This window comes from Orlajensenia leifsoniae (genome assembly GCF_004570845.1).
GTDB classification, from domain to species: Bacteria; Actinomycetota; Actinomycetes; order Actinomycetales; family Microbacteriaceae; genus Orlajensenia; species Orlajensenia leifsoniae.
Map to the genome: position 1 here is coordinate 571314 of NZ_SPQZ01000001.1, position 24865 is coordinate 596178.

Annotated in this window: 28 protein-coding genes; 16 read left to right on the top strand and 12 right to left on the bottom strand. The window is 69.4% G+C overall.

Translation table 11 applies throughout. The annotated features are described in order from the left end of the window. Positions 1-68: 68 nt before the first annotated feature. A complete protein-coding gene (locus tag E4M00_RS02805) occupies positions 69-2669 on the top strand; it encodes an ATP-binding protein (RefSeq protein WP_135118972.1) in 2601 nt (866 codons plus the stop codon). Further along, positions 2666-3550, top strand: a complete 885-nt coding sequence (locus E4M00_RS02810) for a hypothetical protein (RefSeq protein ID WP_240036797.1) — start codon at positions 2666-2668, stop codon at positions 3548-3550. The genes E4M00_RS02805 and E4M00_RS02810 overlap by 4 nt, the downstream gene beginning before the upstream one ends. Positions 3551-3554: 4 nt before the next feature. On the opposite strand, the gene E4M00_RS02815 is transcribed toward E4M00_RS02810, so the two are convergent. From E4M00_RS02815 to E4M00_RS02825, 3 genes are read right to left on the bottom strand one after another with little or no spacing between them, the layout of a single operon-like run. Then, positions 3555-4421, bottom strand: coding sequence for a 5-oxoprolinase subunit C family protein (locus E4M00_RS02815; protein WP_135118973.1), 867 nt, complete (start codon positions 4419-4421; stop codon positions 3555-3557). Continuing rightward, entirely contained in the window at positions 4418-5023 is a 606-nt protein-coding gene (locus tag E4M00_RS02820) for a 5-oxoprolinase subunit B family protein (RefSeq protein ID WP_240036799.1), read from the bottom strand. Before E4M00_RS02820 ends, E4M00_RS02815 begins: the two co-directional genes overlap by 4 nt. A gap of 53 nt (positions 5024-5076) precedes the next feature. Further along, positions 5077-5841: a LamB/YcsF family protein gene (locus tag E4M00_RS02825; protein WP_135118975.1), complete on the bottom strand. Its 765-nt coding sequence runs from the start codon at positions 5839-5841 to the stop codon at positions 5077-5079. A 55-nt stretch (positions 5842-5896) separates the two neighbouring features. Here E4M00_RS02825 and E4M00_RS02830 point away from each other — a divergent pair, with 55 nt between their 5' ends. The 3 genes from E4M00_RS02830 to E4M00_RS02840 all read left to right on the top strand — a co-directional run bounded on the left by E4M00_RS02830 (position 5897) and on the right by E4M00_RS02840 (position 8317). Beyond that, positions 5897-7063 (top strand): PQQ-dependent sugar dehydrogenase, encoded by a 1167-nt coding sequence (locus tag E4M00_RS02830; protein ID WP_135118976.1) that lies wholly within the window; start codon positions 5897-5899, stop codon positions 7061-7063. Positions 7064-7113: 50 nt separating this feature from the next. Beyond that, positions 7114-7611, top strand: a complete 498-nt coding sequence (locus E4M00_RS02835) for a SprT-like domain-containing protein (RefSeq protein WP_135118977.1) — start codon at positions 7114-7116, stop codon at positions 7609-7611. An 85-nt stretch (positions 7612-7696) separates the two neighbouring features. Beyond that, on the top strand, positions 7697-8317 hold the full coding sequence (locus E4M00_RS02840) for a CGNR zinc finger domain-containing protein (protein WP_135118978.1): 621 nt from the start codon (positions 7697-7699) through the stop codon (positions 8315-8317). On the opposite strand, the gene E4M00_RS02845 is transcribed toward E4M00_RS02840, so the two are convergent. After that, the gene (locus tag E4M00_RS02845) at positions 8305-8901 is read right to left on the bottom strand and encodes a hypothetical protein (RefSeq protein WP_135118979.1); all 597 of its coding nucleotides are present in this window, start codon (positions 8899-8901) and stop codon (positions 8305-8307) included. The genes E4M00_RS02840 and E4M00_RS02845 overlap by 13 nt on opposite strands. A 65-nt stretch (positions 8902-8966) precedes the next feature. On the opposite strand from E4M00_RS02845, the gene E4M00_RS02850 reads away from it, so the two are divergent. Beyond that, entirely contained in the window at positions 8967-9476 is a 510-nt protein-coding gene (locus E4M00_RS02850; protein WP_135118980.1) for a hypothetical protein, read from the top strand. A gap of 22 nt (positions 9477-9498) precedes the next feature. Here E4M00_RS02850 and E4M00_RS02855 read toward each other — a convergent pair whose 3' ends face one another. Continuing rightward, positions 9499-9954 carry an EVE domain-containing protein gene (locus E4M00_RS02855; RefSeq protein ID WP_240036802.1) on the bottom strand — a complete coding sequence of 152 codons (456 nt, stop codon included), beginning with the start codon at positions 9952-9954 and terminating at the stop codon, positions 9499-9501. A gap of 60 nt (positions 9955-10014) precedes the next feature. On the opposite strand from E4M00_RS02855, the gene E4M00_RS02860 reads away from it, so the two are divergent. The 5 genes from E4M00_RS02860 (at position 10015) to E4M00_RS02880 (ending at position 15776) form a co-directional block, all read left to right on the top strand. Continuing rightward, positions 10015-10644 carry a DUF1684 domain-containing protein gene (locus E4M00_RS02860; RefSeq protein ID WP_135118981.1) on the top strand — a complete coding sequence of 210 codons (630 nt, stop codon included), beginning with the start codon at positions 10015-10017 and terminating at the stop codon, positions 10642-10644. Between the two features lie 574 nt (positions 10645-11218). Next, positions 11219-12772, top strand: coding sequence for a DEAD/DEAH box helicase (locus tag E4M00_RS02865; RefSeq protein ID WP_135118982.1), 1554 nt, complete (start codon positions 11219-11221; stop codon positions 12770-12772). A 127-nt stretch (positions 12773-12899) separates the two neighbouring features. Next, a complete protein-coding gene (locus tag E4M00_RS02870; RefSeq protein ID WP_056165637.1) occupies positions 12900-13391 on the top strand; it encodes a GNAT family N-acetyltransferase in 492 nt (163 codons plus the stop codon). A 3-nt stretch (positions 13392-13394) separates the two neighbouring features. Further along, positions 13395-14333: a nucleoside hydrolase gene (locus E4M00_RS02875; RefSeq protein WP_135118983.1), complete on the top strand. Its 939-nt coding sequence runs from the start codon at positions 13395-13397 to the stop codon at positions 14331-14333. A 150-nt stretch (positions 14334-14483) separates the two neighbouring features. Continuing rightward, positions 14484-15776 carry a hypothetical protein gene (locus tag E4M00_RS02880; protein WP_135118984.1) on the top strand — a complete coding sequence of 431 codons (1293 nt, stop codon included), beginning with the start codon at positions 14484-14486 and terminating at the stop codon, positions 15774-15776. A gap of 36 nt (positions 15777-15812) precedes the next feature. On the opposite strand, the gene E4M00_RS02885 is transcribed toward E4M00_RS02880, so the two are convergent. Next, entirely contained in the window at positions 15813-16352 is a 540-nt protein-coding gene (locus E4M00_RS02885) for an NUDIX hydrolase family protein (protein ID WP_055908706.1), read from the bottom strand. Between the two features lie 121 nt (positions 16353-16473). On the opposite strand from E4M00_RS02885, the gene E4M00_RS02890 reads away from it, so the two are divergent. Beyond that, on the top strand, positions 16474-17139 hold the full coding sequence (locus E4M00_RS02890; protein ID WP_135118985.1) for an alpha/beta hydrolase: 666 nt from the start codon (positions 16474-16476) through the stop codon (positions 17137-17139). A 40-nt stretch (positions 17140-17179) separates the two neighbouring features. On the opposite strand, the gene E4M00_RS02895 is transcribed toward E4M00_RS02890, so the two are convergent. Beyond that, complete coding sequence (locus E4M00_RS02895) at positions 17180-17560, bottom strand: DUF5997 family protein (protein WP_135119211.1); 381 nt, start codon at positions 17558-17560, stop codon at positions 17180-17182. A 196-nt stretch (positions 17561-17756) separates the two neighbouring features. On the opposite strand from E4M00_RS02895, the gene E4M00_RS02900 reads away from it, so the two are divergent. Together E4M00_RS02900 and E4M00_RS02905 are read left to right on the top strand one after the other, a co-directional pair. Next, on the top strand, positions 17757-18458 hold the full coding sequence (locus E4M00_RS02900) for a LysR family transcriptional regulator substrate-binding protein (RefSeq protein ID WP_135118986.1): 702 nt from the start codon (positions 17757-17759) through the stop codon (positions 18456-18458). A 4-nt stretch (positions 18459-18462) separates the two neighbouring features. Next, complete coding sequence (locus E4M00_RS02905) at positions 18463-19185, top strand: glutamine amidotransferase (RefSeq protein ID WP_135118987.1); 723 nt, start codon at positions 18463-18465, stop codon at positions 19183-19185. Positions 19186-19288: 103 nt separating this feature from the next. On the opposite strand, the gene E4M00_RS02910 is transcribed toward E4M00_RS02905, so the two are convergent. After that, positions 19289-19492 carry a cold-shock protein gene (locus E4M00_RS02910; protein WP_055821513.1) on the bottom strand — a complete coding sequence of 68 codons (204 nt, stop codon included), beginning with the start codon at positions 19490-19492 and terminating at the stop codon, positions 19289-19291. A gap of 313 nt (positions 19493-19805) precedes the next feature. Here E4M00_RS02910 and E4M00_RS02915 point away from each other — a divergent pair, with 313 nt between their 5' ends. After that, positions 19806-20609, top strand: coding sequence for a DUF1206 domain-containing protein (locus E4M00_RS02915; protein WP_240036803.1), 804 nt, complete (start codon positions 19806-19808; stop codon positions 20607-20609). An 87-nt stretch (positions 20610-20696) separates the two neighbouring features. On the opposite strand, the gene E4M00_RS02920 is transcribed toward E4M00_RS02915, so the two are convergent. The 3 genes from E4M00_RS02920 to E4M00_RS02925 form a co-directional block, all read right to left on the bottom strand. Further along, entirely contained in the window at positions 20697-20951 is a 255-nt protein-coding gene (locus E4M00_RS02920; protein WP_056165619.1) for a DUF6458 family protein, read from the bottom strand. 52 nt (positions 20952-21003) lie between these two features. Then, entirely contained in the window at positions 21004-21168 is a 165-nt protein-coding gene (locus tag E4M00_RS17775) for a hypothetical protein (RefSeq protein ID WP_167756795.1), read from the bottom strand. Between the two features lie 115 nt (positions 21169-21283). Next, positions 21284-21790: a MarR family winged helix-turn-helix transcriptional regulator gene (locus tag E4M00_RS02925; RefSeq protein WP_240036804.1), complete on the bottom strand. Its 507-nt coding sequence runs from the start codon at positions 21788-21790 to the stop codon at positions 21284-21286. Positions 21791-21913: 123 nt separating this feature from the next. Here E4M00_RS02925 and E4M00_RS02930 point away from each other — a divergent pair, with 123 nt between their 5' ends. After that, positions 21914-23404, top strand: a complete 1491-nt coding sequence (locus E4M00_RS02930; protein ID WP_135118989.1) for a serine/threonine-protein kinase — start codon at positions 21914-21916, stop codon at positions 23402-23404. Here E4M00_RS02930 and cls read toward each other — a convergent pair. Continuing rightward, positions 23299-24771 (bottom strand): cardiolipin synthase, encoded by a 1473-nt coding sequence (gene cls, locus E4M00_RS02935; RefSeq protein ID WP_135118990.1) that lies wholly within the window; start codon positions 24769-24771, stop codon positions 23299-23301. The genes E4M00_RS02930 and cls overlap by 106 nt on opposite strands. Positions 24772-24865 lie beyond the last annotated feature (94 nt).

Consider the following 24865-nt stretch of genomic DNA (forward strand, 5'->3'; position numbering starts at 1 on the left):
GTGTACTCAGCACGCCTGGCGCCCTCGACTCTGGACGCGACGGGTTCACCGAGAACAGACTGTGCTGCATGACACCCAGAGCGGGACGCATCCGCACACCCGATCAGCGACTGCGTGTCTTCGTGAGTTCCACCCTCCAGGAGTTGGCGGCCGAGCGCCGTGCCGCCCGTTCCGCGATCGAGGAGCTGCGGATGGCGCCGGTCATGTTCGAGCTCGGCGCGCGACCGCATCCGCCTCGTGACCTCTACCGGGCCTACCTCGAGCAGAGCGACGTCTTCGTCGGCCTGTACTGGGAGCGGTACGGCTGGGTCGCGCCCGACGAGGAGGTGTCGGGCCTCGAGGACGAGTACAACCTCGCGCCGACCGCGATGCCCAAGCTCATCTACATCAGGCACTCGTCGGCACGGGAACCGCGTCTGACTGCGCTGCTCGACCGCATCCGTTCCGATGACACGGCCTCGTACAAGTCCTTCAGCACCGCCGACGAGCTCGGCGAGTATCTGCGAGGCGACCTCGCGACGATGCTCGCCGAGCGCTTCGATGCCAGCAGGGCTCCGTCTCCGGGTGGCGCGACGCCGCCTCCCGAGACACGCCTCACCAGGCTTCCGTCTCCCCTGACGGAGCTGATCGGCCGTCGACGCGAGGTCGATGAGCTGGTGGACCTCATCGGCACGGCCGGAGCACGGCTGGTGACGATCATCGGGCCGGGAGGGATCGGCAAGAGCCGGGTCGCGATCGACGCCGCCGAGCGCCTGCAGGACCGGTTCGACGGCCACGTCGCGTTCGTCGACCTCGCATCGGCCACCCAACCGGCACTCGTGATCGCCGCGATGGCCCAGGCGCTGGGGGTGCGCGACACCGGGGACGCCCCCCTCGCCGACAAGGTCACCATGGCCCTCGGAGGTCGGCGAAGCCTGCTCGTGCTCGACAACTTCGAGCAGGTGCTCGATGCGGCACCGCTCCTGTCGACGTTCCTCTCCGAGATCCCCGGACTCAGCTTCCTCGTCACCAGCCGATCACTGCTGCGGGTCTCGGGCGAGCACGCCGTCGAACTGGCCCCACTGGCGGTTCCGGATGCCGACGACGTCGACGACCTGCCTCGGCTCCTCGCCGTGCCGTCCGTCGCGCTCTTCGTCGCGCGGGTGCGAGCGGTCAAGCCTGACTTCGAACTGACGCCGGGCAACGCGGCGGCGGTCGCCGGAATCTGCAGGGCGCTCGATGGCGTGCCGCTCGCCCTCGAACTCGCGGCCGCCCGCGCGCGGGTGCTCGGGCCGAAGGCGATGCTGAAGCGCCTGGACCGCCAGCTGCCCCTGCTCGTGGAGGGGGTGCGCGACCTGCCGGAGCGCCAGCGCACCCTGCGCGGGACCATCGAGTGGAGCACGAGACTGCTCGGCGAGGCGGAGAACGGCCTGCTGGCTCAGCTCGGCGTGTTCGCGGGCGACTTCTCCCTCGACGCTGCCGAGGCCGTGCACGCCGAGATGGGTGGCGACGCGGACGTGCTGCTGCTGTTGGGCGCCCTCGTCGACAGCAGCCTCGTGCGACAGCGCGAGCGCGATGACGTATCGCTGTTCTCCCTGCTCACCACGGTGCGGGAGTACGCGCTGGAACGGCTCGAGGCCGATGGAACGCTGGAGGCGGCTCGGCGTGCGCACGCCGAGTACTACCGTTCGCTGAGCGAGGAGATGAGCTCGGCACTCACCGGACGGCTGCAGGCGGAGAGCGTGCGCCGGCTCGCTCGAGAGTACGACAACCTGAGGGCGGCCATCCGGTACCTGATCGACGCCGGAGAATTCGACGCCGCGGCCCGCTTCGCGTGGAACCTGTACATCTTCTGGTGGGTCGACGGCCATCTCGGCGAGGTGCGCGGACTGATGGCTGAGCTCCTTCGGACGGACGCCGCCATCTCCGACGTGACCCGGGCGACTGCGCTGTACTACACCCGCGCGATCGTGTTCTGGCAGGACCCCGATGAGGTCGTCGTGCCGGGACTCTCCGAGAGCGCCGAGCTGTTCCGCAGCTCCGGCGACCCGTCGGGGTCTGCGCTCGCGCTCATCTCGCTCGCTCTCGCCCTGCTCTCAGCTCGGGAACCCGACCCTGTGAGGGCCGACGAGGCCCTGGAGACGAGCCTCGGGCAGTTCCGCGACGCCCATTTCCGCTGGGGAGAGGCCATGGCGCTGGTCACCCTCGGTCGCGTCGCCCTGCTCGCGCGCAAGGAGCACGCCGCCCTCAACAGGTTCGAGGAGAGCCTCGCCCTGGCCGAGTCCGAGCGCGACGACCTCGGCATGGCGATCGCACTGCATCACCTCGGATGGGCGCACCTGCTGCTCGGGGCGATCGACCATGCCCGGCACTGCTTCGAGCGGAGCCTGACGGTGTCGGCCGGGCTCGGGCACGACGAGGGGGTGGCCTACGGACTCGAGGGCCTTGCGGCCATCGCCGCAGCAGCCGGGGACGTCGAGCGCGCCGGTCGGCTCGCCGGTGCAGCCACATCCCTGCGGGAACGCAGCGGTCTCTACAACGCGCCCACATTCAGCTTCCACGAGGCGTACCTCGCGCCGCTGCGGGGATCGGATGCCGCCGACACCCTCGCAGCAGCCGTCGCCGAGGGAGAGCGGATGAGCTCCGAGACGGCCACCGCCTACGCGCTCGCGCCGGAGGCCGCGTCGTGACACGCGACCAGCGCCACGGACGCTCCGACGACGCGCGGCCCGCGGTCTCGGCATCCGTTCCCGACGATCGCATCCTGCCGTTCACGTGGTGGCTATCGCTCGCGATCATCCCGTTCCTGGTCGTGGCGAGCGTGCTGCTGTACCTCCTCCCCGGCAGCACGGAACAGACGTTCGCCTGGACCATCACCCCCGATATCACCGCGATGTTCCTGGGATCCGCCTATGTGGGCGGCATCTGGTTCTTCACCCAGGTGCTGCGGGTGAAGAAGTGGCACCGCATCAGTCACGGCCTGCCCGCCGTCTTCGTGTTCGCCACGCTGTTGAGCATTGCGACCTTCCTGCACTGGGACAAGTTCCACTTCGGCCACATCTCGTTCATCACCTGGGTGACGCTCTACGTCACGACTCCGGTGCTCGTGCTCGTGGCCGGGCTGCTCAACCGTCGCACCGACCCGAAGACGCCGGACGAGATCGACACGGTGATCCCGGGTGCGGTACGCGCGCTTCTCGTCGTCGTGGGCGTTCTCGCGTTCATCACGGGCGCCGTGCTGTTCGCCTTCCCGAATCTGCTGATCGGCGCGTGGGCGTGGGAGGTCACGCCGCTCACGGCCCGGGTGGTGGGAGCCGTGCTCACGCTGCCGGGCACCGTCAACATCTGGATGCTGACCGACGGCAGGTGGAGCGCCTTCCGCTGGGTATTCCAGGCGCAGATCGTGAGCCTGGTGTTCATCGTGATCGCGCTCGTGGTGCGACGCGACGACCTGGTGTGGGAGCATCCGGCAGCGTGGGCGTTCACGATCGGCATCGGGTTCTCACTCGTCGCCTACGTGGCGTTCTACGTGCTGATGGATCGGCGACGCCGCCCGACCGCCGCGTTGTGACGGGTCACCGGGCGTGCCGGAATCGCACCTTCTGGCCAGGCCTCAGCTGGGCGAAGGCGTCCAGGGACGCATCCGTCACCACGGCGATCACGGGGTAGCCGCCCGTCACTGGATGATCGGCGAGCAGCACCGTCGGCTGGCCGGATGGCGGAACCTGCACCGATCCCGCGAGCATGCCCTCGCTCGGGAGTTCGTCGTCTCCTCGGCGGGCGAGCACCGGACCGGTGAGGCGCAGGCCGATGCGATTCGAGTCGGCCGAGACTGACCACTCCTCCTCGAAGAACGCCGCGACTGCCGCCGGAGTGAAGCCGTCGGCGCGCGGAGCCGGGTGCGCCTGGATGTCGACGGCACCGTCGGTGGGCGCCCAGAGGGTGAGTGGGTCGAGCGCGGGAATCGGGGCGGTTGCGGTGTCGCCGACACCGAGCACGTCGCCCGCTGCGAGCGCGGCCGGCCCGAGCCCCGACAGCGTGTCGGTCGAGGACGAGCCGAGCACGACATCCGTCTTGAGACCGCCCCGCACGGCGAGGTAGTAACGCAGGCCGTGCTCCGCCGTGCCGAATTCGATCACGCTGCCGGATGCCGCCCGCCGGGCGTCGTCGAGGCTGATGCGGCGCCCGTCGAGCAGCACCGGCCCCCACGCGCCTGTCACGGCGAACCAGATCGGGTCCCCGACGCGCAGCCTGAGGCCGCCCAGGGTGACCTCGATGCCGGGAGCACCCTCGGGATTGCCGACCAGGCGATTGGCGAGCCTGAGGGCACCGCGATCGAGGGCCCCCGACGCTCCCACGCCGAGGTGGGCGAAACCGGGCCGCCCGAGATCCTGCACGAGGCTGAGGGGTCCGGCGTCGACGACGGTGATGCTCGTCGTCATGGCACGGCCTCGAAGCGCACGGTGCCACCCGGGACGAGAAGAGCCGGTGGCGCGGCAGCGGTGTCCCACAGCACGGTCTCGGTGGTTCCGATGAGCTGCCAGCCACCCGGGCTGCTGCGCGGATAGATACCGCCGAACTCGCCGGCGAGGCCGACCGACCCGGCCGGAACGCGCGTGCGGGGGCTGGCGAGCCGCGGCACGTCGTGAGGCCAGTCGGCGCTCACGAGATAGCCGAAGCCCGGGGCGAAGCCGCTGAACGCGACGCGCCAGGTGGCGGCCTGATGGCGGGCGACGAGCTCGGCGGGCTGCAGGCCCAGCACGGCGGCCAGCGAAACCAGGTCGGGGCCGTCGTAGCGCACGGGGATGACGACGGGCTCCGTCCGCTCCACGGCGACGTCGGCGGGTGGTGCCTCCGCCGCCCGGTCGACCCAGCGCCTCGCCTCGGAGAGGGACAGCTGCGCGGGATCGACGGTGACGAGCACGGTGCGGGCCGCCGGAACCAGGTCGATGACTCCGCTCGGTCGCCCGTGCTGCAGCGCCGCGTGCAGCGCGAGGACGGCGTCGAGCGAGTCGAGTTCGATGAGGAGCGCGCGATCGCCCATAGGCAGGAAGCGAGGGACGATCGGGGCCACACGGGTCGAGGCATCCGCGGGGCTCATGCGAACGACCTGATGTCGACGTTCGCGTCGGCGAGTGCCTCGCGCACGGCTGCGGCGAGCGCCGGCGCTCCGGGGGTGTCGCCGTGCAGACACAGCGACGAGGCACGGATCGCGATGCGACTGCCGTCGATGGCCCGGATGCCGCGACCGGTGGCGATCGCAACGGCGCGCTCGGCGACGAGATCGACGTCGGCGATGAGCGCTCCCGGAAGCGAGCGCGGCGCGAGTGAACCGTCGGGGAGATACGCGCGGTCGGCGAAAGCCTCGGGGACGTAGTCGATGCCCTCACGGGTGGACGCCCGCTCGAGAGCGCTGTCGGGCAGGCCGAGGAGGGCGACATCGATGTCGCCGCTGTTCGCGCGGGCCATCTTCGAGCTGAACAGCCGGGCCAGGTGATCGTCGACCTGCAGGCGGTTGTAGAGCGCGCCGTGCGGCTTCACGTAGGCCAGTACTCCGCCTGCCTCGGCCGCGGCGACTCGGACGGCGTCGATCTGAACCGACCACTCGACGAGAAGCGTGGCATCGTCGACCTCCAGCGCCCGGCGCCCGAAACCCTCCCGGTCGTTGTACGACGGATGCGCCCCGATGGCCACGCCGTTCAGCACGGCGAGGCGGCAGCTCTCGGCGATCGTCTCGGCATCTCCCGCGTGGAATCCGCAGGCGATGTTGGCGCTGGTGATGAGCGGGAACAGCGCGGCGTCATCGCCGACGCCCTCGCCGAGATCGCAGTTGAGATCGATGATGTCGCTCACGCCTTCCATTCTGGCCACTCGCGTTGCGGGGGCGCGACCCGCAGACTGGAGGTGGGAGGCAGCGATGACGACACGGACGCACGGCGCCGCGGTCGCTCTCGCCCTCGGCACGGCCGCGGTCCTGGCCGCCACCCTCGCGGCGTGCAGTCCCGGAGGAGGTCCGTCGCGCGCGCCCAGTCCATCGCCCCCTGCCTCGTCGGCCGCCCCGCGACCGACGGGCACCTCGACACCGGATCCGGTGCTGCAGCCCGTGCAGGTGACCGGCGAGCCCGTCGAACTCGCCTCCGGGCTCGACGCCCCGTGGTCGATCCTCAGACTGGCGAACGGTGCGACGCTCATCAGCGAACGGGATACGGCGAACGTGCTCGAGCTCCTCTCCGACGGCAGCACCCGTCTGGTCGGCCAGGTGGCCGATGTCGTGCCGAACGGCGAGGGCGGACTGCTCGGGCTGGCCGCGCTGGAGGATGCGGCATCCGTCTGGATCTATGCGTACTTCACCGCTGCAGACGACAACAGGATCGTACGGATGCCGCTCTCGGGCGCGGCGGGATCGCTCGGCCTCGGCGCCCCCGAGCCCGTGCTCGACGGCATCGCGAAGGCGGGCAATCACGACGGCGGCCGCATCGCGTTCGGCCCGGACGGCATGCTCTACGCCACGGCCGGAGACGCCGGCGACGGAGGCAGATCTCAGGACCCGGGGTCGCTGAACGGCAAGATCCTGCGGATGACTCCGACAGGCGGCGTGCCTGACGGCAACCCCTTCGGCACCCTGGTGTGGAGTCTCGGGCACCGCAATCCGCAGGGCATCGCCTGGGACTCCCGAGGGCGGATGTGGGCCAGTGAGTTCGGTCAGAACACGTGGGACGAGCTCAACCTGATCACCCCGGGGTCGAACTACGGCTGGCCCGTCGTCGAGGGGGCTGCAGGCGACCCGGCCTTCGTCGATCCCGTGCAGCAGTGGGCGACGACGGATGCGAGCCCCAGCGGTCTCGCCATCGTGAGTGACACGCTCTTCCTGGCCTCCCTCCGCGGCGAGCGCCTGTGGACCGTCTGGCCGGACTCCGGACGTGCGCCCGCGGCTGCGTTCGAGGGTGCCTACGGGCGCATCCGCGACGTGGTGCCCGGTCCGGACGGGACTCTCTGGTTCATCACCAACAACACCGACGGCCGGGGCGACGCCCGCGACGGAGACGATCGGCTGCTGCAGGTGGGCCTCGGTCCGGTCTCCTGACCTGTGGAGACGGCGTCGATCGTGTCGGTCGGCGGGTTTATCCTCATCCCATGGCCGAACTCGATCGGGTGAAGGTGTGGGCGAACGCGCTCATCGCGCTGCACCTCGACCCCACTGTGTGGTCATTCGGCTTCGACAACGCGAAGAAGCGAGCCGGCCTCTGCAACTTCACGGAGAAGCGCATCACGGTCTCCCGCTATCTGGCCGCACGCTACGACGACGACGAGATCCACCAGGTGCTGCTGCACGAGGTGGCCCACGCCATCGCCGGGGCCCGCGCCGCCCACGGCGCCCGGTGGCTCTCGATCGCGCGCGACCTGGGCTATGAGGGCCGTCGCACCCACGACGGTGAGATCGCACACGAGCTCGCGCCGTGGGTGGGGGTCTGCCCGGCCGGTCACGCGCACTTCCGCTATCGGGAGCCCGCGCGCCAACTGTCGTGCGGACTGTGCTCGCGCGGGTTCAACCAGGCCAACGTGATCAGCTGGTCTCGCCGCGACATCAGCGCTGCCGCCCGACGACGCGCGGCCGCGGCAGCGGCCGAGTAGGGTTCCCTCCGGCTGCAGCTCGGTCGCGGACTTCGTCCGGACCTCGGCGACCGGAACAGGCTCCGTAACCGACTACCGTGGTTTCGTGCCATCGACCACAGCCGCCGCCCCTGCCTCACCCAGCGTTCCCACGGGGCAGTGGTTCACGACCCGCGACGGCAAGCCGTGGTGGTTCGACTCCGGCGCTCCGTCGCTCGACTTCGCCTACACCGGCGACCTGGGCCTCGGGCATCCCGAGTGGGAGCAGCTGCACTCCCCCGAGGATCTGGCCGCCTGGATCCTCACGCGCTTCCCCGACAGCGACGGCATCGTGCACCCGCGTCACCTCACCGACGGCATAATGCTGCGCGACGCCATCGGCCGCCTCACCGTGCGGGCCAGTCGGCGCGAGGCCTTCGATCCGCGCGACGTCGACGCCGTCAACCTGTTCGCCGCGACACCCGACATCCCCCCGGCGCTCGAGGGCGGGTCACGCCGGGCCGGCCGACAGACCACGAGCACCAACCAGGCCTTCGCCACCCTCGCCCGCGATGCCGTCTCGGTCTTCTCCGCCGATGCCGTCGGGCGCGTGCGCGAGTGCGCGGCCGAGGACTGCGCTCTCGTCTACGTCGACACGTCCCGGGCCGGAACCCGCCGCTGGTGCTCGATGCAGCGCTGCGGAAACCGCGCCAAAGTGCGCAAGTTCCGGGCGGCTCAGGCCGGGTAGGTCCGCAGCATCCGCAGCTCGTCCGAAGAACCGAGCGCCGCTGCGCGCCTGATGTCGGCGGTGGCGACTCCGGCCGCGATGAGTTCCTGGGCGCCGGCCGAGGCCGTGGCGAGGTGCGCGACCGCTCCGCGCAGGCCTGTGAAGGCGGCACAGGCCGCTGCGGCCTCGGGTGAGCAGTAGTCGAGCCCGACTGCGGCGAGAGCGTCGATGACGGCCCCGGCACCGAGGAGGTCCTCGACGCTGAAGCGGAGGGCGTCGGATGCCGCGACCTCGTCGGTCGTTCTCCCGTCCTGCCGCGCTCCGGCTGCGACGACGCCGATGAACACACGGCGGCCGAGCTGGACCTGCAGCTCGAGCACCCGTGCGGCGACGACGGCGGCATCCGTCAGCCCACCCTCGACGAACTCGGCCTGCGGGAGCTCGGCGAAGAGGGATGTGGGGGCGCCGTCATCGGCTCCGCCCAGCACGTCGACCCAGACGATGATGTCGGCATCAGCCCCGATGCGCACGGCGCCGGAGCGGCCCCAATCGAACCGCACCTGGTACTTGGACTGGGAGAGGGGGCTGGGTGCGGCGTCGGTCACTCCGCCATCGTAGGCAACGGCGCAAGCCCTCGCATGCCGGATGACGGCGGCCTACGCTTGCGGCCATGAAGGTGATGCTGAAGCTCGTACTGGACTGCGACCCCGACGCAGCGTGGCGGGCGATCCGCAGCCCCGCCGTGCTGCGCGAGGTCGCGGCTCCCTGGCTGGGCTTCGACTCCCTCGAGGACGGCGGCTTTCCGACCGTGTGGCCTGCCGGACCCCATCGAGTCGACGCGCTGGCGCTCGGCGCGATTCCTGTGGGCGAGGAGGTCATCGACCTCAGCTTCCCGGGCGGCCTGCCCGACGGCGTGCGGATGCTGAAGGACGGCGGAGGCGGGCGGAGCGGCGTGATGGCAGGCATCACTCACTGGAACCACCGGATGGCGATCTCGCCCGATCCGGCCGGTTCGGGCGGGACGCTCTACAGGGATCGGCTGGAGTTCAGCGCCGGCGCGTTGTCGGCAGTGGCCTGGTACCCGACCTGGGTGTTCTGGCAGTGGCGGGGACTTCGGCTGAGGCAGCTCGCCCCGACGTGGGCGTACGACATCGGAGTGGACGCCGAGATCGTCCACTGAGCGTCAGCTGACCCCTGGGCGGTCAGCGGTACGACGGCGCTCGCATCTGCGCCCTGATGACGTCGAAGTCGTGGCGGCTCAGTTCGATGAGGCCGCGCCGGAGCTGATAACCCCAGTTCGGCGATGACGTGGTGAAGTCGAGCGTTCCGACCAAGGGGCGGATCGACACGGCATGCGCCTCGCGGTCGTAGTCGATGCGTCGGCGCCAGGGCCGGAACGTGTCACCCGTGGCGGTGGTCATCTGGCCGTCGGCCGCCTGATAGACGCTGTCGTCGGCGACCCGGCCGAGAGCCGTGAACTCGCGCAGCACATCACCGTCGGGAAAGCTGACCCTCGGCGAGTAGTAGATGAGGCCGTCGGCCTCCCTGAGGCGCGACACGTCGGCCTTCGAGCCGTGATTGAACTGGGCGATGCCCTGCGCGACACCGTGCAGCACGTGATCGCGCTGCACCACTCCGAGCCAGAATCTGATCGCCACGACTCCGATTCTGGTGCACGCATCCGACACTCTCGCCACGTCGAGGGTTAGCGTGGCGGCATGGGGTCGACTCTGGGTGCTCTTCAGGTGACCGACTGGCGTCGTCGCGTCTTCGGTCTCTACGCCGGTGTGCGGCAGTTGAGCGTGCACGACCCGGCTGCCGGTCACGAGCTGTGGCGCTCGGGCCGCGACGAACTCTTCGCGGGGCATCCGTCGTCCCCGCTGCTTCCCGATGACCGATCCGCCTTCACCGGACTCCCTGTCGCGCCATACGACCCCGACTGGCGATTCGAGTTGGAGGTGCGCCGAACCGAGGAGCCGCATCGGCTCTCGGTCGAGACCGGCACCGACGGCGTCGTCACGTTCGCGCTGGTCGGCACCGTGCGCCTGCCCTATGTCGGCACGCTCGACGTCTGGCGGCACACGGGCTACGGCGGCGGCCTGTTCCTCCCCGTCCGCGACGGCCTCGCCGGCCAGCCCGGCGGAACCTACGGCGGCGGGCGGTATCTCCTCGACACCATCAAGGGTGCCGACCTCGGCCCGGGTGCAGGCGACGACACCCTCGTGCTCGACTTCAACTTCGCGTACAACCCGTCGTGCGCCTACGACCCGTCGTGGGAATGCCCGCTCGCCCAGCCGGGCAACACCGTCACCACACCCATCCCGGTGGGCGAGCTCTACTCCCGCTAGACGATGGCGTCTCGCGGGCAGAAAGCGCGGCCTGTCGCGGGCAGAAAAATGGGGCTCACCCTGGTCCGACCCGAACGGACAGGGGAGCCCCCGCTACACCCGTAAGGGTGATGAGCGCAGTTAGATGCTGCCACGAATCGAACTCCCGACGCCACAAATGCGATTCGACGCGCCGGGGAGAACGCTGAATTACGGCGCGCCACGGCCGTACTTATGCAGTATTGAGGGATCCTCGCCTCTTTCTGCCGAGCTACGCGCACTTTCGAGCGCGTGCAGAGCCGGGTCACCCGCGTTCGGGTGACGGTCGCGAACGGGGAGCCCCGGCGCTCCCAGCGCGTCGTCAGGACGGATCCGCTAGAGTGGAACAACTTGCGAACGTATTGCTGCGTTCCCTGCGTCGTAGAACGCTTTCTTTGCGATGCGCGCCGGGCCCATCCGCCCCGCTGCATCCAGCGATCGACAATTCATACGGCGAACGGATGTGCCCACTGGCACCTTCGCCACACTTCTGAACGAAGCGCCGTCGCTTTCGATGCGATCGATCGCGTTCAGAGCAGCCTGAAAGGCACCTCCCTTGACTGACAACACCACAACGTTCGCCTCGCTCGGCGTTCCCGCACCGCTCGTCGCCGTGCTCGCCAAGCAGGAGAAGGCCACCGCCTTCCCCATCCAGGTCGACACCCTGCCCGACACCCTGAAGGGCCGCGATGTGCTCGGCCGCGGAAAGACCGGCTCGGGCAAGACGCTCGCGTTCTCGCTCCCGCTCGTCGCCCGCCTCGGCGGAGAGCTCTCCGGCGGCCGTCGCCGTGCCGGGCGCCCGCTCGCCCTCGTGCTCGCTCCGACCCGTGAGCTCGCCACCCAGATCACCGCGGTCATCGAGCCCCTCGCCGACGCGTACGGACTGAAGAGCACCACCATCTACGGTGGCATCAACCAGAAGCGCCAGGTCGACGCGCTGAACGCCGGCGTCGACATCGTCGTGGCCTGCCCCGGCCGCCTCGAGGACCTCATGAAGCAGGGCTTCATCACCCTCGATGCCGTCGAGATCACCGTCCTCGACGAGGCCGACCACATGGCCGACCTCGGCTTCCTGCCCGTCGTCACCCGCATCATGGACAAGACGCCGCAGAGCGGACAGCGCATGCTGTTCTCCGCGACTCTCGACAACGGCGTGGACAAGCTCGTCAAGCGCTACCTGCACAACGAGATCATGCACTCCGTCGACGAGGCCAACTCCCCCGTCGCCGCCATGACCCACCACGTCTTCGAGGTCAGCGACCTCGACGCCAAGAAGCGCCTCGTCGAGACCCTCGCCAGCGGCACCGGTCGCCGCATCCTCTTCATGCGCACCAAGCACCACGCCAAGAAGCTGGCCAAGCAGCTCACCGACTCCGGCATCCCCTCGGTCGACCTGCACGGCAACCTGTCGCAGCCGCAGCGCGACCGCAACCTCGCCGCGTTCTCCGAGGGCTCGGCCCGGGTTCTCGTGGCGACGGATGTCGCAGCGCGCGGCGTGCACGTCGACAACGTGGAGCTGGTTGTGCACGTCGACCCGCCCATGGAGCACAAGGCGTACCTGCACCGCTCGGGCCGTACCGCCCGCGCCGGCAGCGAGGGTGACGTCGTCACCGTCATCACCCCCGGACAGAAGCGCGACGTCGAGCAGCTCATGCGCAAGGCCGCCATCCAGGTGAAGCCGCAGCAGGTCACCCACGAGTCGGCAGCCGTCTCCGCCCTCGTCGGCGACGTCGCCGCCTACGTCAAGCCCGCTCCCCGCGCCGCTGCCCAGCAGCAGGGTGGCGGCGGTCGCTCGCAGGGCGCCAACGCCCAGCGAAAGCGCGCCAACCGCGATGAGCGCACGGGCGGAACGGATGCAGCGGCTCGTCCGCGCCGCGACCGTTCCGGTCGCCCGGCCGAGCAGGGCTCCGGCGCCGGCCGTTCGCGTTCCTCCGAGCAGGGCCAGGGGCGCTCGCGCTCCGGCGCTGCGACCGGCGGCTCCGGTCGCTCGGGCGGCACCGGCGGCTCCGGCGGCGGACGCTCCGGTTCGGGTCGCTCCGGCGGCCTGACCGTCGGCAGCGTCGTGCGGTCGAACTCGCAGGGCCGCGGCCCGCGTCGCGCCCAGGGCTAGTCCTTCTCTCCCACGAACGCGCGGTTCCTCCCTCGGGAGGGGCCGCGCGTTCTTCGTGGTCGGTCGCTGACCTCAGGACGGAGGGGGCCGATTTCGTGTTGGCTGGACGCCGCTCTAGTCTCATTCCATGAGCACCGAAGTAGTTGTTCGCCCCGTCCGCGACGTCGACGCCGAGATGCTGGGGCGAGTTCACGCGACCTGCTGGCACGAGGATTACGACACCCTCGTGAGCACCGCCGTGCTCGAGAACCTGTCGCCGCGTCGCATGGCCGAACTGTGGACGCACTGGATGAACCAGGGCGAGTCGTACACGCACGTCGCCGCCCTCGTCGACCACGAGATCGTCGGCTTCGCCGGCTCCGGTCCGGCCCGCGACGATGACGCCCCGCGAGAGCGCGAGCTGTTCTTCATCCACCTCCTCGACGCCTGGCACGGTCACGGGATCGGGCAGCAGCTCTTCGACGCCGTCATCCCCGAGGGCCCTGCCTACCTGTGGGTGCCCGAGGCGAACACGCACGCCATCCACTTCTACGAGCGCAACGGCTTCACCGCCGACGGCGCTTCGCATGACGAGCCGTTCCTCGGCGAGATCATCCACGAGATCCGGCTCGTCCGCTAGAGCATGGGCACCGCCGTCATCCTCGACGTCGACACCGGAGTCGATGACGCCCTCGCCATCCTGTTCGCCGTCGCCCACCCCGACATCGACGTACGCGGCATCACCTGCGTCGCGGGCAACGCCGGACTCGAGCAGGTCGTCGCGAACACCCTGCGGATCCTCGACGCCGCGGGTGCGCCCGACATTCCCGTGGCGGCTGGCGCACGGCGCCCGCTGATCGAGGCCGCGCGCTCGGCGACGCAGGTGCACGGCGCCGATGGTCTGGGCGGTGTCGAGCTCGCGGCATCCGCCCGCCAGCCGACGCCCGAGGGGGCGGTCGGCCTGATGCGGCGACTGCTGCTCGAGAGCACCGTGCCGCTGACGCTCGTCGCGCTCGCGCCGCAGACCAACCTCGCCCTCCTGCTGCGGACCCACCCCGAGGTCATCCCGCACATCGAGCGCATCGTCTTCATGGGCGGCTCGGCGAGCGTGGGGAACGCCACCGCGGTGGCCGAGTTCAACGTCTGGCACGATCCGGAGGCGGCAGCCATCGTGCTCGACTCCGGAGTGCCCTGCTACATGTACGGCCTCGACGTGTTCAACCACGTCTCCGTGCCGTTCGAGACCGCCAGGGCCCTCGCTGCCCGCGCTGACATCGGCGGCCGGGTCGTCGGCGAGCTTCTCGGCAATCGTGTCAAGGCCGCCGGCGACTACTCGGGGCTCATCGGCGATGCCGGCGCCGTGTGCGCGATCGTCGATCCGGAGGCCGTCGGCACGCAGGTGCGCCCGGTGCGCGTCGAGCTCTCCGGATACTCTCGCGGGCAGACCGTCGTGGACCGGCGCGAGGCCGCCGGAGAGGACGTGCTGCACGGCTCGGCGGCGTCGACCGTCGGCGTCGAGGTCGCCCTCGCCGTGGACGCCGAACGGATGCTTCGGCTCTTCCTCGCGACTGTCGCACCGTAGACACCCGCCAGAACGGCCGAAAGCACCCCCCGAACGGGGACGTTCCGCGTGTCGCGACCTCCCCCCTCCCCCTGAGTTCATGGGAGCATGGCCGCGGCGGACCCGGCCGCCGCGCCATCGTCGACGCGAGACCGACTGAAGGAGTCCGACGTGAGTGAGCTGCTCCCCGCTGTGCGCCCCCGCGGCCGGCACGCGAATCCCGACGTCGCCGTCGACGCTCCGAGTGCATCATCGGTCGCGTCTGCACCGGTCTCCGAACCCATCACCCTCGCCACGCCGGTCGCAGAGCCGGTTGTGGTCGCGATGCCCGAGACCGTGCAGCCCGAACCGACTGGGCCCCACGATTCCGAGGCCGACGCAGACCGCGACGACGCCGAGGTAACCGACACCATCGACGCCGAAACCACCGACGCCGAGCTCATCGACGACGCACCTGCAGCTCCGGAGGTCGGGGCCGACGAGGTCGCCGACGAGGCCACCGCTGGCGAGGCCACTGTCGAGAAGACCGTCACCGTGCCGGATGCCGCCCCCGAGGAGCAGGCATCCGTCGTCGTCGCAGACACCGCCACCGAGGCCGCACAGCCGACGCCCTCCGCCTGGGCACCGCCGCCGTGGGACGCTCCCGCAGCGCCGGTCAGCGCGCCTGCCGCCGAGGCCGCAAGCGCACCTGCCGCCGAGGCCGCCCACACGCCCATCGACTCGGCCGAGGCGCCGGGCTTCAGCTCGTTCGCACCGCCTGTGGCCACCGCCGTGCTCGACGGCCCATCGCCGGAGGTGGCACCGCTCCCCGCCCCGGTACCCGCGGTCTCGGGCACCCCCTCGCCCGTCTTCTTCGGCCTGGCACCCACCCCTGCGGCCGGTGCGGCCGCCAATGCCGAGACGGCGACCATCGTCGCCGACCCGATCACCGCCCCGTCAGCCGATGCGCCCATCGACGGTCCGTCCGAGCCGGCCGCGGCGATCGCCGCCCCGACCACCGCCCCGACCGCCGCGCAACGGAGACGTCGCGGACGCGTCGCTCGTGGCGTGCTGCTGTCGCTGCTGATCATCCCCGTGGGAATCGCCGCATGGGTTCTGCTCTGGAGCTACGGCTTCATCACCTCGGTCCTCGCCTTCGGCATCTCCTGGGGCGCCGTCGGGCTCTACAGGCTGGGCTCGCGCGCCCGCGTGACGACCGGTGCGTTCTGGGCGCTCACCAGCGTGATCCTGGTGACCCTGGCGCTGGCCTTCGTCGGCGCCGTCGCCGCCGACGTCGTCACGACGATGGGCCTCGACCCTCTCGTCGCCGCCACCTCATCCGAGTTCTGGTCGGCGTTCCTGTCGGCGCTGTCGACTGCCGAGCTGTGGCAGACCTACGCCATCAATCTCGCCGTGGCCGTGCTGTTCGCCGGCCTGGGACTGTTCAGCGTGCTGAAGAGCCTGCGACCCGAATCCCGGGCGTAGACCCGACCGCTGGCCACTCCGTAGCGTCAGGCGAGGTCAGCGCAGGGCACCGACCGAGGCGAGCGCCTGGCGGAGCAGCACGCCGCGCCCTCCCTCCATCTCCGACACGATGGCGTCGGATGCCGCTTCGACGGGAGTCATCCAGGTGATCTCGAGCGCATCCTGTCGAGGATCGCAGGTACCCGTGACCGGAACGACGTAGGCCAGCGAGACGGCATGCTGGCGCTCATCGGTGAACGCCGAGATCCCCGGCAGGGGGAAGTACTCCGCGACGGTGAACGGCACCGGGCTGAGAGGCAGCTGGGGGAAGGCCATCGGGCCGAGGTCCTTCTCGAGGTGCCTGAAGAGGGCGTCCCGCAGGGTCTCGCCGTACATGACGCGTCCCGTGACGAGCGTGCGCGTGATCTCGCCCACGGAGTTGGCCCGCAGCAGCGCTCCGACCTCCGTCACCTGGCCCATCCCGTCGACGCGCACGGGCACGGCCTCGACGTAGAGGAGAGGGAGGCGACGCCGCGTCTCGGCGAGCTCCACATCCGTCAGCCAGCCGGGATTGGGGTCGGGGGTGCGCACGCTCATGCCAGCCATTCTGGCACCGCTGCCTGCACGCGGCTCGTCGACGGGGCCGAACACCCCGCGGCAATGGAAGGATTGACGTCGTCGATGCACTCCCCGCGTCGACCCGACGACGGGCACCGAGATGACAGAAGAATCAGCCGAACGAGGCCCGCTCCAGGTCGACGATCGTGCGGTGCTCTGGTCGGCGAGTACGGCCGACCGCGCTGGCCGGCCTCTGCTCGTGCTGCTGCACGGCTACGGCTCGCACGAGGGCGACCTCTTCGGATTGGCGCCCTATCTGCCGCTCGAACCCGTTCTCGCGTCCCTGCGCGCTCCCATCGCGATGGGACCGGGCAATGCCTGGTTCCCCCTCCACGACTCTCCGTCGGGGTTCACGTCCACTCCGGCCGACATCACCGCGGCGACGGATGCGCTGCTCACGTGGATCGACGACCTCGAGGTGGCGCCGTCATCCGTCGGCCTGCTCGGCTTCTCGCAGGGCGGCGCCATGGCGCTCGAGCTGCTGCGTGCGCGACCGGGGGACTTCGCCTACGCGGCCGTTCTCGCCGGCTTCGTCGCTGATCTGCCCAACGGGAACGACGCCGCTCTGGCCGAGGTCGCGCCGCCGGTGTTCTGGGGCCGCGGCACAGCCGACGCCGTGATCGCACGCGACCGCATCGACCGCACGCAAGCGTGGCTGCCCACGCACTCCACGCTCACCGAACGGATCTACGAGGGGCTGGGCCACTCGGTGTCCGAGGCCGAACTCGGCGACCTGACGCGGTTCCTGCGGGAGCAGTACGCCTGACGGCTCGCTGCCGCTCGGGCTCCGTCAGGCCGTCAGCCCGTCAGCGGGAGGTGTCGGCGGCGCGGCGCGCAGCGCGCTCCGCGTCGCGCTCCTTCACGCGCACCTGCTCGGCACGCACCTCGGCCTGCGTCGCACGCTCGGTGACGAGCCACGCGGGCGGCTGCTGCAGCAGTGCGCTGATCTCGGCCGTGGTGAGGGCCTCGGTGATGCCGGCGCGGGCGAGTCCCGACGTCGAGACGCCGAGCTTTCCGGCCATGACGGGGCGGGGGTGCGGTCCGTTCTTGCGCAGCTCCTCGAGCCAGGCAGGCGGGTTCGCCGCCCACTCGTCGAGCTGCTCGCGCGAGATCTCGACGTCGGTGAACTCGGCGGGAGCCGCCGCCAGCAGGATGCCGAGCTTCTTGGCCGCCGTCTCGGGCTTCATCGTCTGCGTCTTCTTCGGGCGCTTCGGCTTGGGCTCGGGGAACTCGTACTGCGGAGTCGCCGCTTCCGTCTCGGGCTCTGGGGCGTTCTCGGACGGCTGGTCTTGCGGGGTCTCGGGTGCGGTACTCACAGTGCCCAGCGTATAGCCTGAGACCGGCGGAGGGGCATCCGTCACCGGCGGAACGGAAGGCGCTCGCATGCTGAAGCTGGCCTTCGTCGCCGGAGTCACGCCCACGAAGTGGCTCAGGGCCTGGAACGATCGACACCCCCGTGACCCGCTGGAGGCCTTCCGCACCGAGCCGGCCGAGCAGACCGCCGTGCTTCGCGACCAGCGCGCAGACCTCGCCATCGCTCGTCTGCCCGTCGATGACGACACCGGGCTCAGCGTCATCCGCCTCTACGACGAGGTGGCGGTCGCGGTCGCCCCGAAGGACCATGCCATCGCAGCAGCCGACGAGCTCACCCTCGCCGACATCGCCGACGAGAAGCGCGTCGATGACATCGACGCCATGGACGGCGACATGGTGATGGAGCTCGTCGCCGCCGGTGTCGGCATCGTCGTGGTGCCGCACTCCATCGCCAGGCTCTACGCCCGCAAGGACGTCATCTCCCGCACCGTGACGGATGCGCCTGTCACGCAGATCGCGCTCGTCTGGCCGACTGCGGCGACGACGCCCGACGTCGAGGAATTCATCGGCATCGTGCGCGGACGGACCTCGAACAGCTCGCGCGGCTCCAGTGGGGAGCAGGCGGCCGAAGCCAAGAAGGCCGCCGAGGCGAAGGCGAAGGCCGCGAAGGCGAAGAAGAAGGCCGCGCAACCGGCGAAGAAGCAGCGCACCGCGGCCGAGATCCGGGTGGCCGCAGCGCGCAACTCCCGTGGGAAGAAGCGTCGGAACTAGCACGATGACAGCCCGATTCCTCCTGGTCACGATCAGGCCAGAGCTCGATGCCGCGCGCGACGAGTACGAGTCCATGCTGGCCGCCACCGGTCTGCCGGCATCCGCTCTCTCGCAGCATCTCCTCGCCGACGAGCCGCTCGGCGACGCCCTCGACGGCGTGGCCGGGGTGATCGTCGGTGGCAGTCCATTCAGCGTGACGGATGCCGCCAAGACCTCATCGCAGCGGCGTGCCGAATCCGGGCTGCGAGTCATCGCGGCGGCATCCGTCGACCACGGCCTCCCTGTGCTGTTCACCTGCTACGGAATCGGCGTGGTCGCCCAGGCCTACGGCGGATCCGTCGGACGCGAGCACGGCGAACCGACCTCGGCCGTGCCGATCACCCTCACCGCAGCGGGCGTCTCCGACCCGCTGCTCGGGACCCTGCCGACCACCTTCGACGCCCTCGTGGCGCACAAGGAGGCCGTGAACACCCTTCCCACGGGTGCCGTGCTGTTGGCCGGCTCCCCCTCGTGTCCGGTGCAGGCCTTCAGACTCGGCACCCACCTCCACGCCGTGCAATTCCACCCGGAGGTGACGGCTGACGACCTCGCCGCACGCGCCGCCATCTACCAGCACCACGGCTACTTCGATGCGCACGAGTTGCACGTGGTGCAGGCCCGTCTGGCGCAGACATCCGTCACGGTGCCCCGGCGGCTCCTGAAGGCATTCGTCGACCTCCACGGCTAGACGGATGCCGCGGGCCGATCCGGCTGACGGTGGCGCTTCTCGGACAACGAAGAACCCCCTCCGATCCGAAGGCCGAAGGGGGTTCATTCATGAAGTCTCGTAATTAGACGGGACGGATGTTCTCCGCCTGCAGACCCTTGGGGCCACGTGCCGTCTCGAACTCAACCCGCTGGTTCTCCTCGAGGGAGCGGAACCCGCTCGACGCGATGGCCGAGTAGTGGGCGAAGACGTCGGCAGAGCCGTCGTCAGGAGCAATGAAACCAAAGCCCTTTTCCGCGTTGAACCATTTGACGGTGCCAGTTGCCACAGTCTTTCTCGCATTCTTCTTCAATGAACCCCGCCTTTCGGGGTTCAAAGTCATAGTGTCCACAGTTCGCTTTCACGCTCGCGACTTGGGTCACAAGAAATGCGCAACACAACAACTTCAATCAATCTATCGCATTTACATGGTATGCGGCTGTACGAGTTTGAGATCGGGTCAATTCGTTACGCATTTTCCGCGTCTGTGGACGCTCTGCGGAGCGCTCGTCCGTTGCTCGCATCACGTAGCCCAATGACGGCTGTGTCAAGGTGGATGCCGCAATCGGCGGCATCCGCCTCGCTCTGAGTACAGTGAGGCCGTGACCTCGACAGCGAAGGACGCGGCCCGCTCCGCGAAGGACTCCACCGTACTGAAGGTGCTCGCCAGGCTGGGCTTCGTCGTGAACGGCGTGCTGCACCTGCTCATCGGCCTGATAGCCATCGGTGTGGCCGTCGGCAACAGTGGGGAGGCCGACCAGTCAGGAGCGCTGCAGCAGCTCTCCGGCGCGCCCGGGGGAGTATTCCTGCTGTGGTTCGTCGTGCTGGGCTTCGTCGCCCTCGGCGCGTGGCAGGTTGTCACGGCGGTGCTTCCGCCGCGCGACAGGAACACCAAGCGCGCCGTCCACGTGGTGAAGGAACTCGGCAAGGGCATCGTCTACCTCGCCCTCGCCGGAACGGCGTTGACCTTCGCTCTCGGCGGAAGCTCGAGCAGTTCCCAGTCGAATCAGCAGTTCAGCGCCAAGATCCTGGCCGCTCCCGGTGGCGTCTTCCTCATCCTCCTCATCGGAGTCGTCATCGTCGGGATCGGCGGCTACTTCGTCTACAAGGGCATCACCGCCAAGTTCACCGAAGACATCGTCCCGCCGGCTGGCACTCTCGGGAAGGTGACGCTGATCGTCGGACGGGTCGGCTACATCGCCAAGGGAATCGCGCTCGCCATCGTCGGCGTCCTCTTCGGTGTCGCCGCTGTGACCCATGACGCCAGCAAGGCGACGGGCTTGGATGGCGCGCTCAAGTCGCTGGTGGAGCTGCCGTTCGGCGTCGCCGTGCTCGTCGCAGCTGGCGTCGGGCTCATCTTCTACGCGGTGTACCTGTTCTTCCGCGCGCGGTACGCCAAGCTCTGACGCCGGCTCCGCTCCACACAGGAACGACAGAAGCCGATGTCCCCGCTGAGCGCGGGGACATCGGCTTCTGTCGAGGTGGAGACGAGCTCAGACGAGCGGGTCGCTCTCGGAGGTCCGCTTGGTGACGGCCTCGCCGCTGGCCGGGTCGACGGCCGAACGAGTCGTGGAGACCGAGGTGCGGCGACGCGTGATGAGCACGATTCCGAGGATGATGCCGACGACGCCGGCGATCATCAGGATGTAGCCGATGAGGTGGAGGTCGACCCAGTCCACCTGGATGTTGACGGCGAACGCGAGGATCGCGCCGATGATGAAGAGGACGATGCCTGATCCGAGGCTCATAGAGGTTCCTTACTGTCGAATGTGATCGTGCAGGCGTTCAGTGCTGGGGCGCTCAGACGCGGCGGTTGCCGGTGATGAAGCGCAGCAGGAAGACGACTGCAGCGATGACGAGCAGCACGATGCCCACCCAGAGGAGGAAGTTGAGCGACGACACGAATCCGCCGGTGAGGAGGAGGATGACGGCGATGATCGCGATGATGATGACGAGGAGGTTCATGATGATCCATTCAGTGGTGGTGGAGGACGGCGTCGTACCGACCCCGTCGTGCTGATCATCATGACCGCTAGTTCATTTGTCTAGCAATGCGTTGACAAACGACTGCGAAACGTGCTTAGGACGGGTCCTTGCCCCGGTGGCCGATTCGGTCGACGGTCTCCCGCATCCGTGAGAGGAAGCTCGTCACGACGACGGCCTCCTCAGGGGTGAGTTCCTGGGTGGCATCTGCCATCTGGGCATTGGCGACGGCGAGCATGGGGCCGGTGTCGCCTTCGGCCGCCGGCGTCGGCACGACCTCGATGGACCGCCGGTCGACGGTGCTCGGGCGACGCTCGACGAACCCGCCGCGCTCCAGTCTCGTCAGCAGCACGCTAGTCGATGCGCTCGAGATGCCGAGGTACTCGGTGATGTCCTTCGGCGCCGTCACGCGCCCGGCGGCGTGGTTGTCGAGTACGAAGCGGAGGGCGAGGATGTCGCTCTCCCCCAGCCCCATCGCAGCGCCGGTGCGACGCCGCATGGCGGCCTCTGCCGCGCGGTAGACCTGGAGCGCCTCGAGCACGTTCGGGCCATCGCCCTGGGGCGCATCGACGCCTGCCTGAGCGGGCTCGTCGGAAATCGTCACCCGTCAACTGAAACGCATATTCGTTAGATTCTCTAGCGAACCGGGAACGCTGTGAGCCAACTCACGGGTAGTCGACGTGGTCTCGGGTTGGATCGGGCGACCACTGCGCTTAGGGTCGGTGGAATGAGCGCCGGCGACCATCAACGCATCGGCCAGGTCCTCGCTGATCGGTACGAACTGACGGATGTCGTCGGTCGCGGGGGCATGGCCACCGTCTATCGCGCTCGCGACAGGAATCTCGGGCGCTTCGTCGCCGTGAAGTTCTTCGCTCCCGGCACCGCACTCGACGATGCCCGCCGACGCGCCGAGGTCGATCTGCTGGCTCGCGTGAATCACCCGAACCTCGTCGCCCTCCATGACGCTCAACTCGCCCCGGCCGACTCGGAGGACCCGAGCTACATCGTCATGGAGCTGGTCGAGGGCCCCGATCTTCGCGCTGTGCTCGATGCCGGGCCGCTCTCGGGCCCGGCCACGGCTCTGCTGGCTGCGGAGATCGCCGAGGCGCTCGCTGTCGTCCACGCCCAGGGCATCGTGCACCGCGATCTGAAACCCGCCAACATCCTGCTCGCGCCGACGGGCCTCCCCTCGCCCAAGTACCACGCTCGGCTCACGGACTTCGGCATCGCCCACCTCGTCGGAGCCGACAGGGTCACGACAGCGGGCACCGTCATCGGCACGGCCGCCTACCTCAGCCCCGAGCAGGCAGCGGGAGCCGACCCCGGACCGCAGTCCGACATCTACGCCCTTGGCCTGCTCCTTCTGGAGTGCCTGACGGGTGTTCGCGTGTATTCGGGAACCGTCATCGAGGCGATGAGTGCGCGGGCCGCACGCGACCCTGCCATTCCCGACGGCCTCCCGGTGGAGTGGGCGAGCCTGTTGACGCAGATGACGTCGCGGGACCCGAGTCTGCGCCCCTCGGCGATGGACGTCGCGATCAAGGCCCGTAAGGATGCGCCGGCACTCGACGGCTGGAGCTCCGTCGCCGCCCAGAACGGTGCCGACGGCACTGAAGCGACGGCCGCGATGCCCGCGCCCACGCGATTGCTGCCACCGGCCACCGCGGCCACGGTCGACCTGGCTTCGCCGTCTCCGGTGCCGGTCGCGGCCTCTCCGGCGGTCGAACGCCCGCGCCGAGGTCTGGCTGTGGCTGCGGGCGTCGTCGTGCTGGCTGGTGCCGTCGTAGCAGGCACCGTCTTCATCGCGTCAGGTGCCGGCTCGCCGAAGGAGCCTGCGGACACGCCTGCCGCCACATCCGAACCCTCGCCGGTTCCGACCACCGATGCCCCGCAGCCGCCCGCGACCGTCGACCCGGTGGTCGAGGAGCCGACGGAGCCGGAGACCGGTAATCCAGGCAAGGGGAACGGGAACGGCAACCCCGGCCCCGGCCCCGGACCCGGACCCGAAAAGGACAAGAAGGACAAGGACGACAAGGGCAACGGCAAGAAGCAGCCCGACTGCCTGCCGGACCACGTCTCAGTGCTCGCGGCGGCGGACCGGCGGCATCCGTTCTACTGCAGGGCTGAAGTAAGCCTGGCCACGCCATCGAGGAAGGTGGCGGATGCCGGCTCCTTCTCCCACTCCTCGAGGGTGAGCCGGCGACCGGCGTCGCGGTAACCCTGCTCGACGGCGCGCATCTGATCGACGAACGGGAGGCCGCGCACCAGCAGCGTCACCTCGGAGTTGAGGGCGAACGAGCGGATGTCCATGTTGCTCGAGCCGATGACGGCGACGTCCTCGTCGATCGAGAGGTGCTTGGAGTGCAGGATGTACGGCGCCGGGTACAGCCAGATCTGAACGCCCGCCCGCAGCAACGGGCCGTAATAGGACCGCTGCGCGTGCCAGACCGAACCCTGGTCGCCGATCTCGGAGACGAACAGCTGCACGTCGAGGCCACGCTCGCACGCCGAGGTGATGGCGTACATCATCGCCTCGTCCGGCACGAAGTACGGGCTCGTGATGATGACCTTCCGCTGCGCGGACGTGACCAGGGTGAGGAACTGGCGGAGGTTGTTCTCACCCGCATAGCCCGGCCCGCTGGGCACGACCTGGCACACCACGGCATCCGCCGACGTGTCGGCCGGGATGTCGACGGCACGCACGTTCGCGTCGTCGCCGAGGAGTTCATCCGTCTCCAGGTACCAGTCGGAGATGAACACGGCGTTCGTCGCGGCGACGATCGGGCCCGTGACGCGGGTCATCAGCTCCTGCCACTGCAGTCCGCGCTTCAGGTTCTTCGGAGTGTTGTAACTCCGGTCGATGAGGTTCTGCGAGCCCATGAAGCCCACCAGGCCGTCGACGACGACGAGCTTGCGGTGGTTGCGGAGATCGGGCCGCTGGTACTCGCCCTTCAGAGGGCGCACCGGCAGCATCCAACTCCACGTCACTCCGATGCGGTCGAGTTCCGCGAAGGTCTCCGTGCTGGCCACGGCCTTCTTCGAGGCCACGTAGTCGGCGAGGAGTCGCACAGTGACGCCACGCTGGACCGCTCGCTCCATCGCGGCGAAGAATCCCTTCGTCGTGGCGTCGAAGGAGACGATGAAGAACTCCACGTGCACGAAACGCGTGGCCGTGTCGATCTCAGCCGCCATCGCATCGATCGAGGTCGTGTAGTCGCCGATGAGTGTCGCGGAGTTGCCGCCGACGGCGGGGAGGGCGCCGAGTTGTTGGTTCTGCCGCACGAGCGAGGCAAACCAGTCCGGCCACGTCGAGCGGTCGTCGACGAGATCGATGGACTTCGCACGGTCAGCGATCATGCGATCGAGCTCGTCCTGCTTGGCGCGGCGCTTCTTCGGCAGCTTCGAGTTGCCGATGACGAGGAAGAGGATGATGCCGACGAACGGGATGAGGAAGATGGCCAGGAGCCAGGCCATGGCCGCCGTCGGCTTGCGATCGCGCGGCACGATGATGAGGGCCGCGATGCGGATGGCGAAGTCGAGGATGACCAGCACCCAGCCGATGACGGATGCGAGCTCACCGTTCATCGCGTGCGTCCATGGCTGTGGTGGCTGGCAGGAGGCGCAGCCTTCGACGATCCCGGTGCACTGGCGTGGAGCATGCGTCCATCTCCCTGGTGTC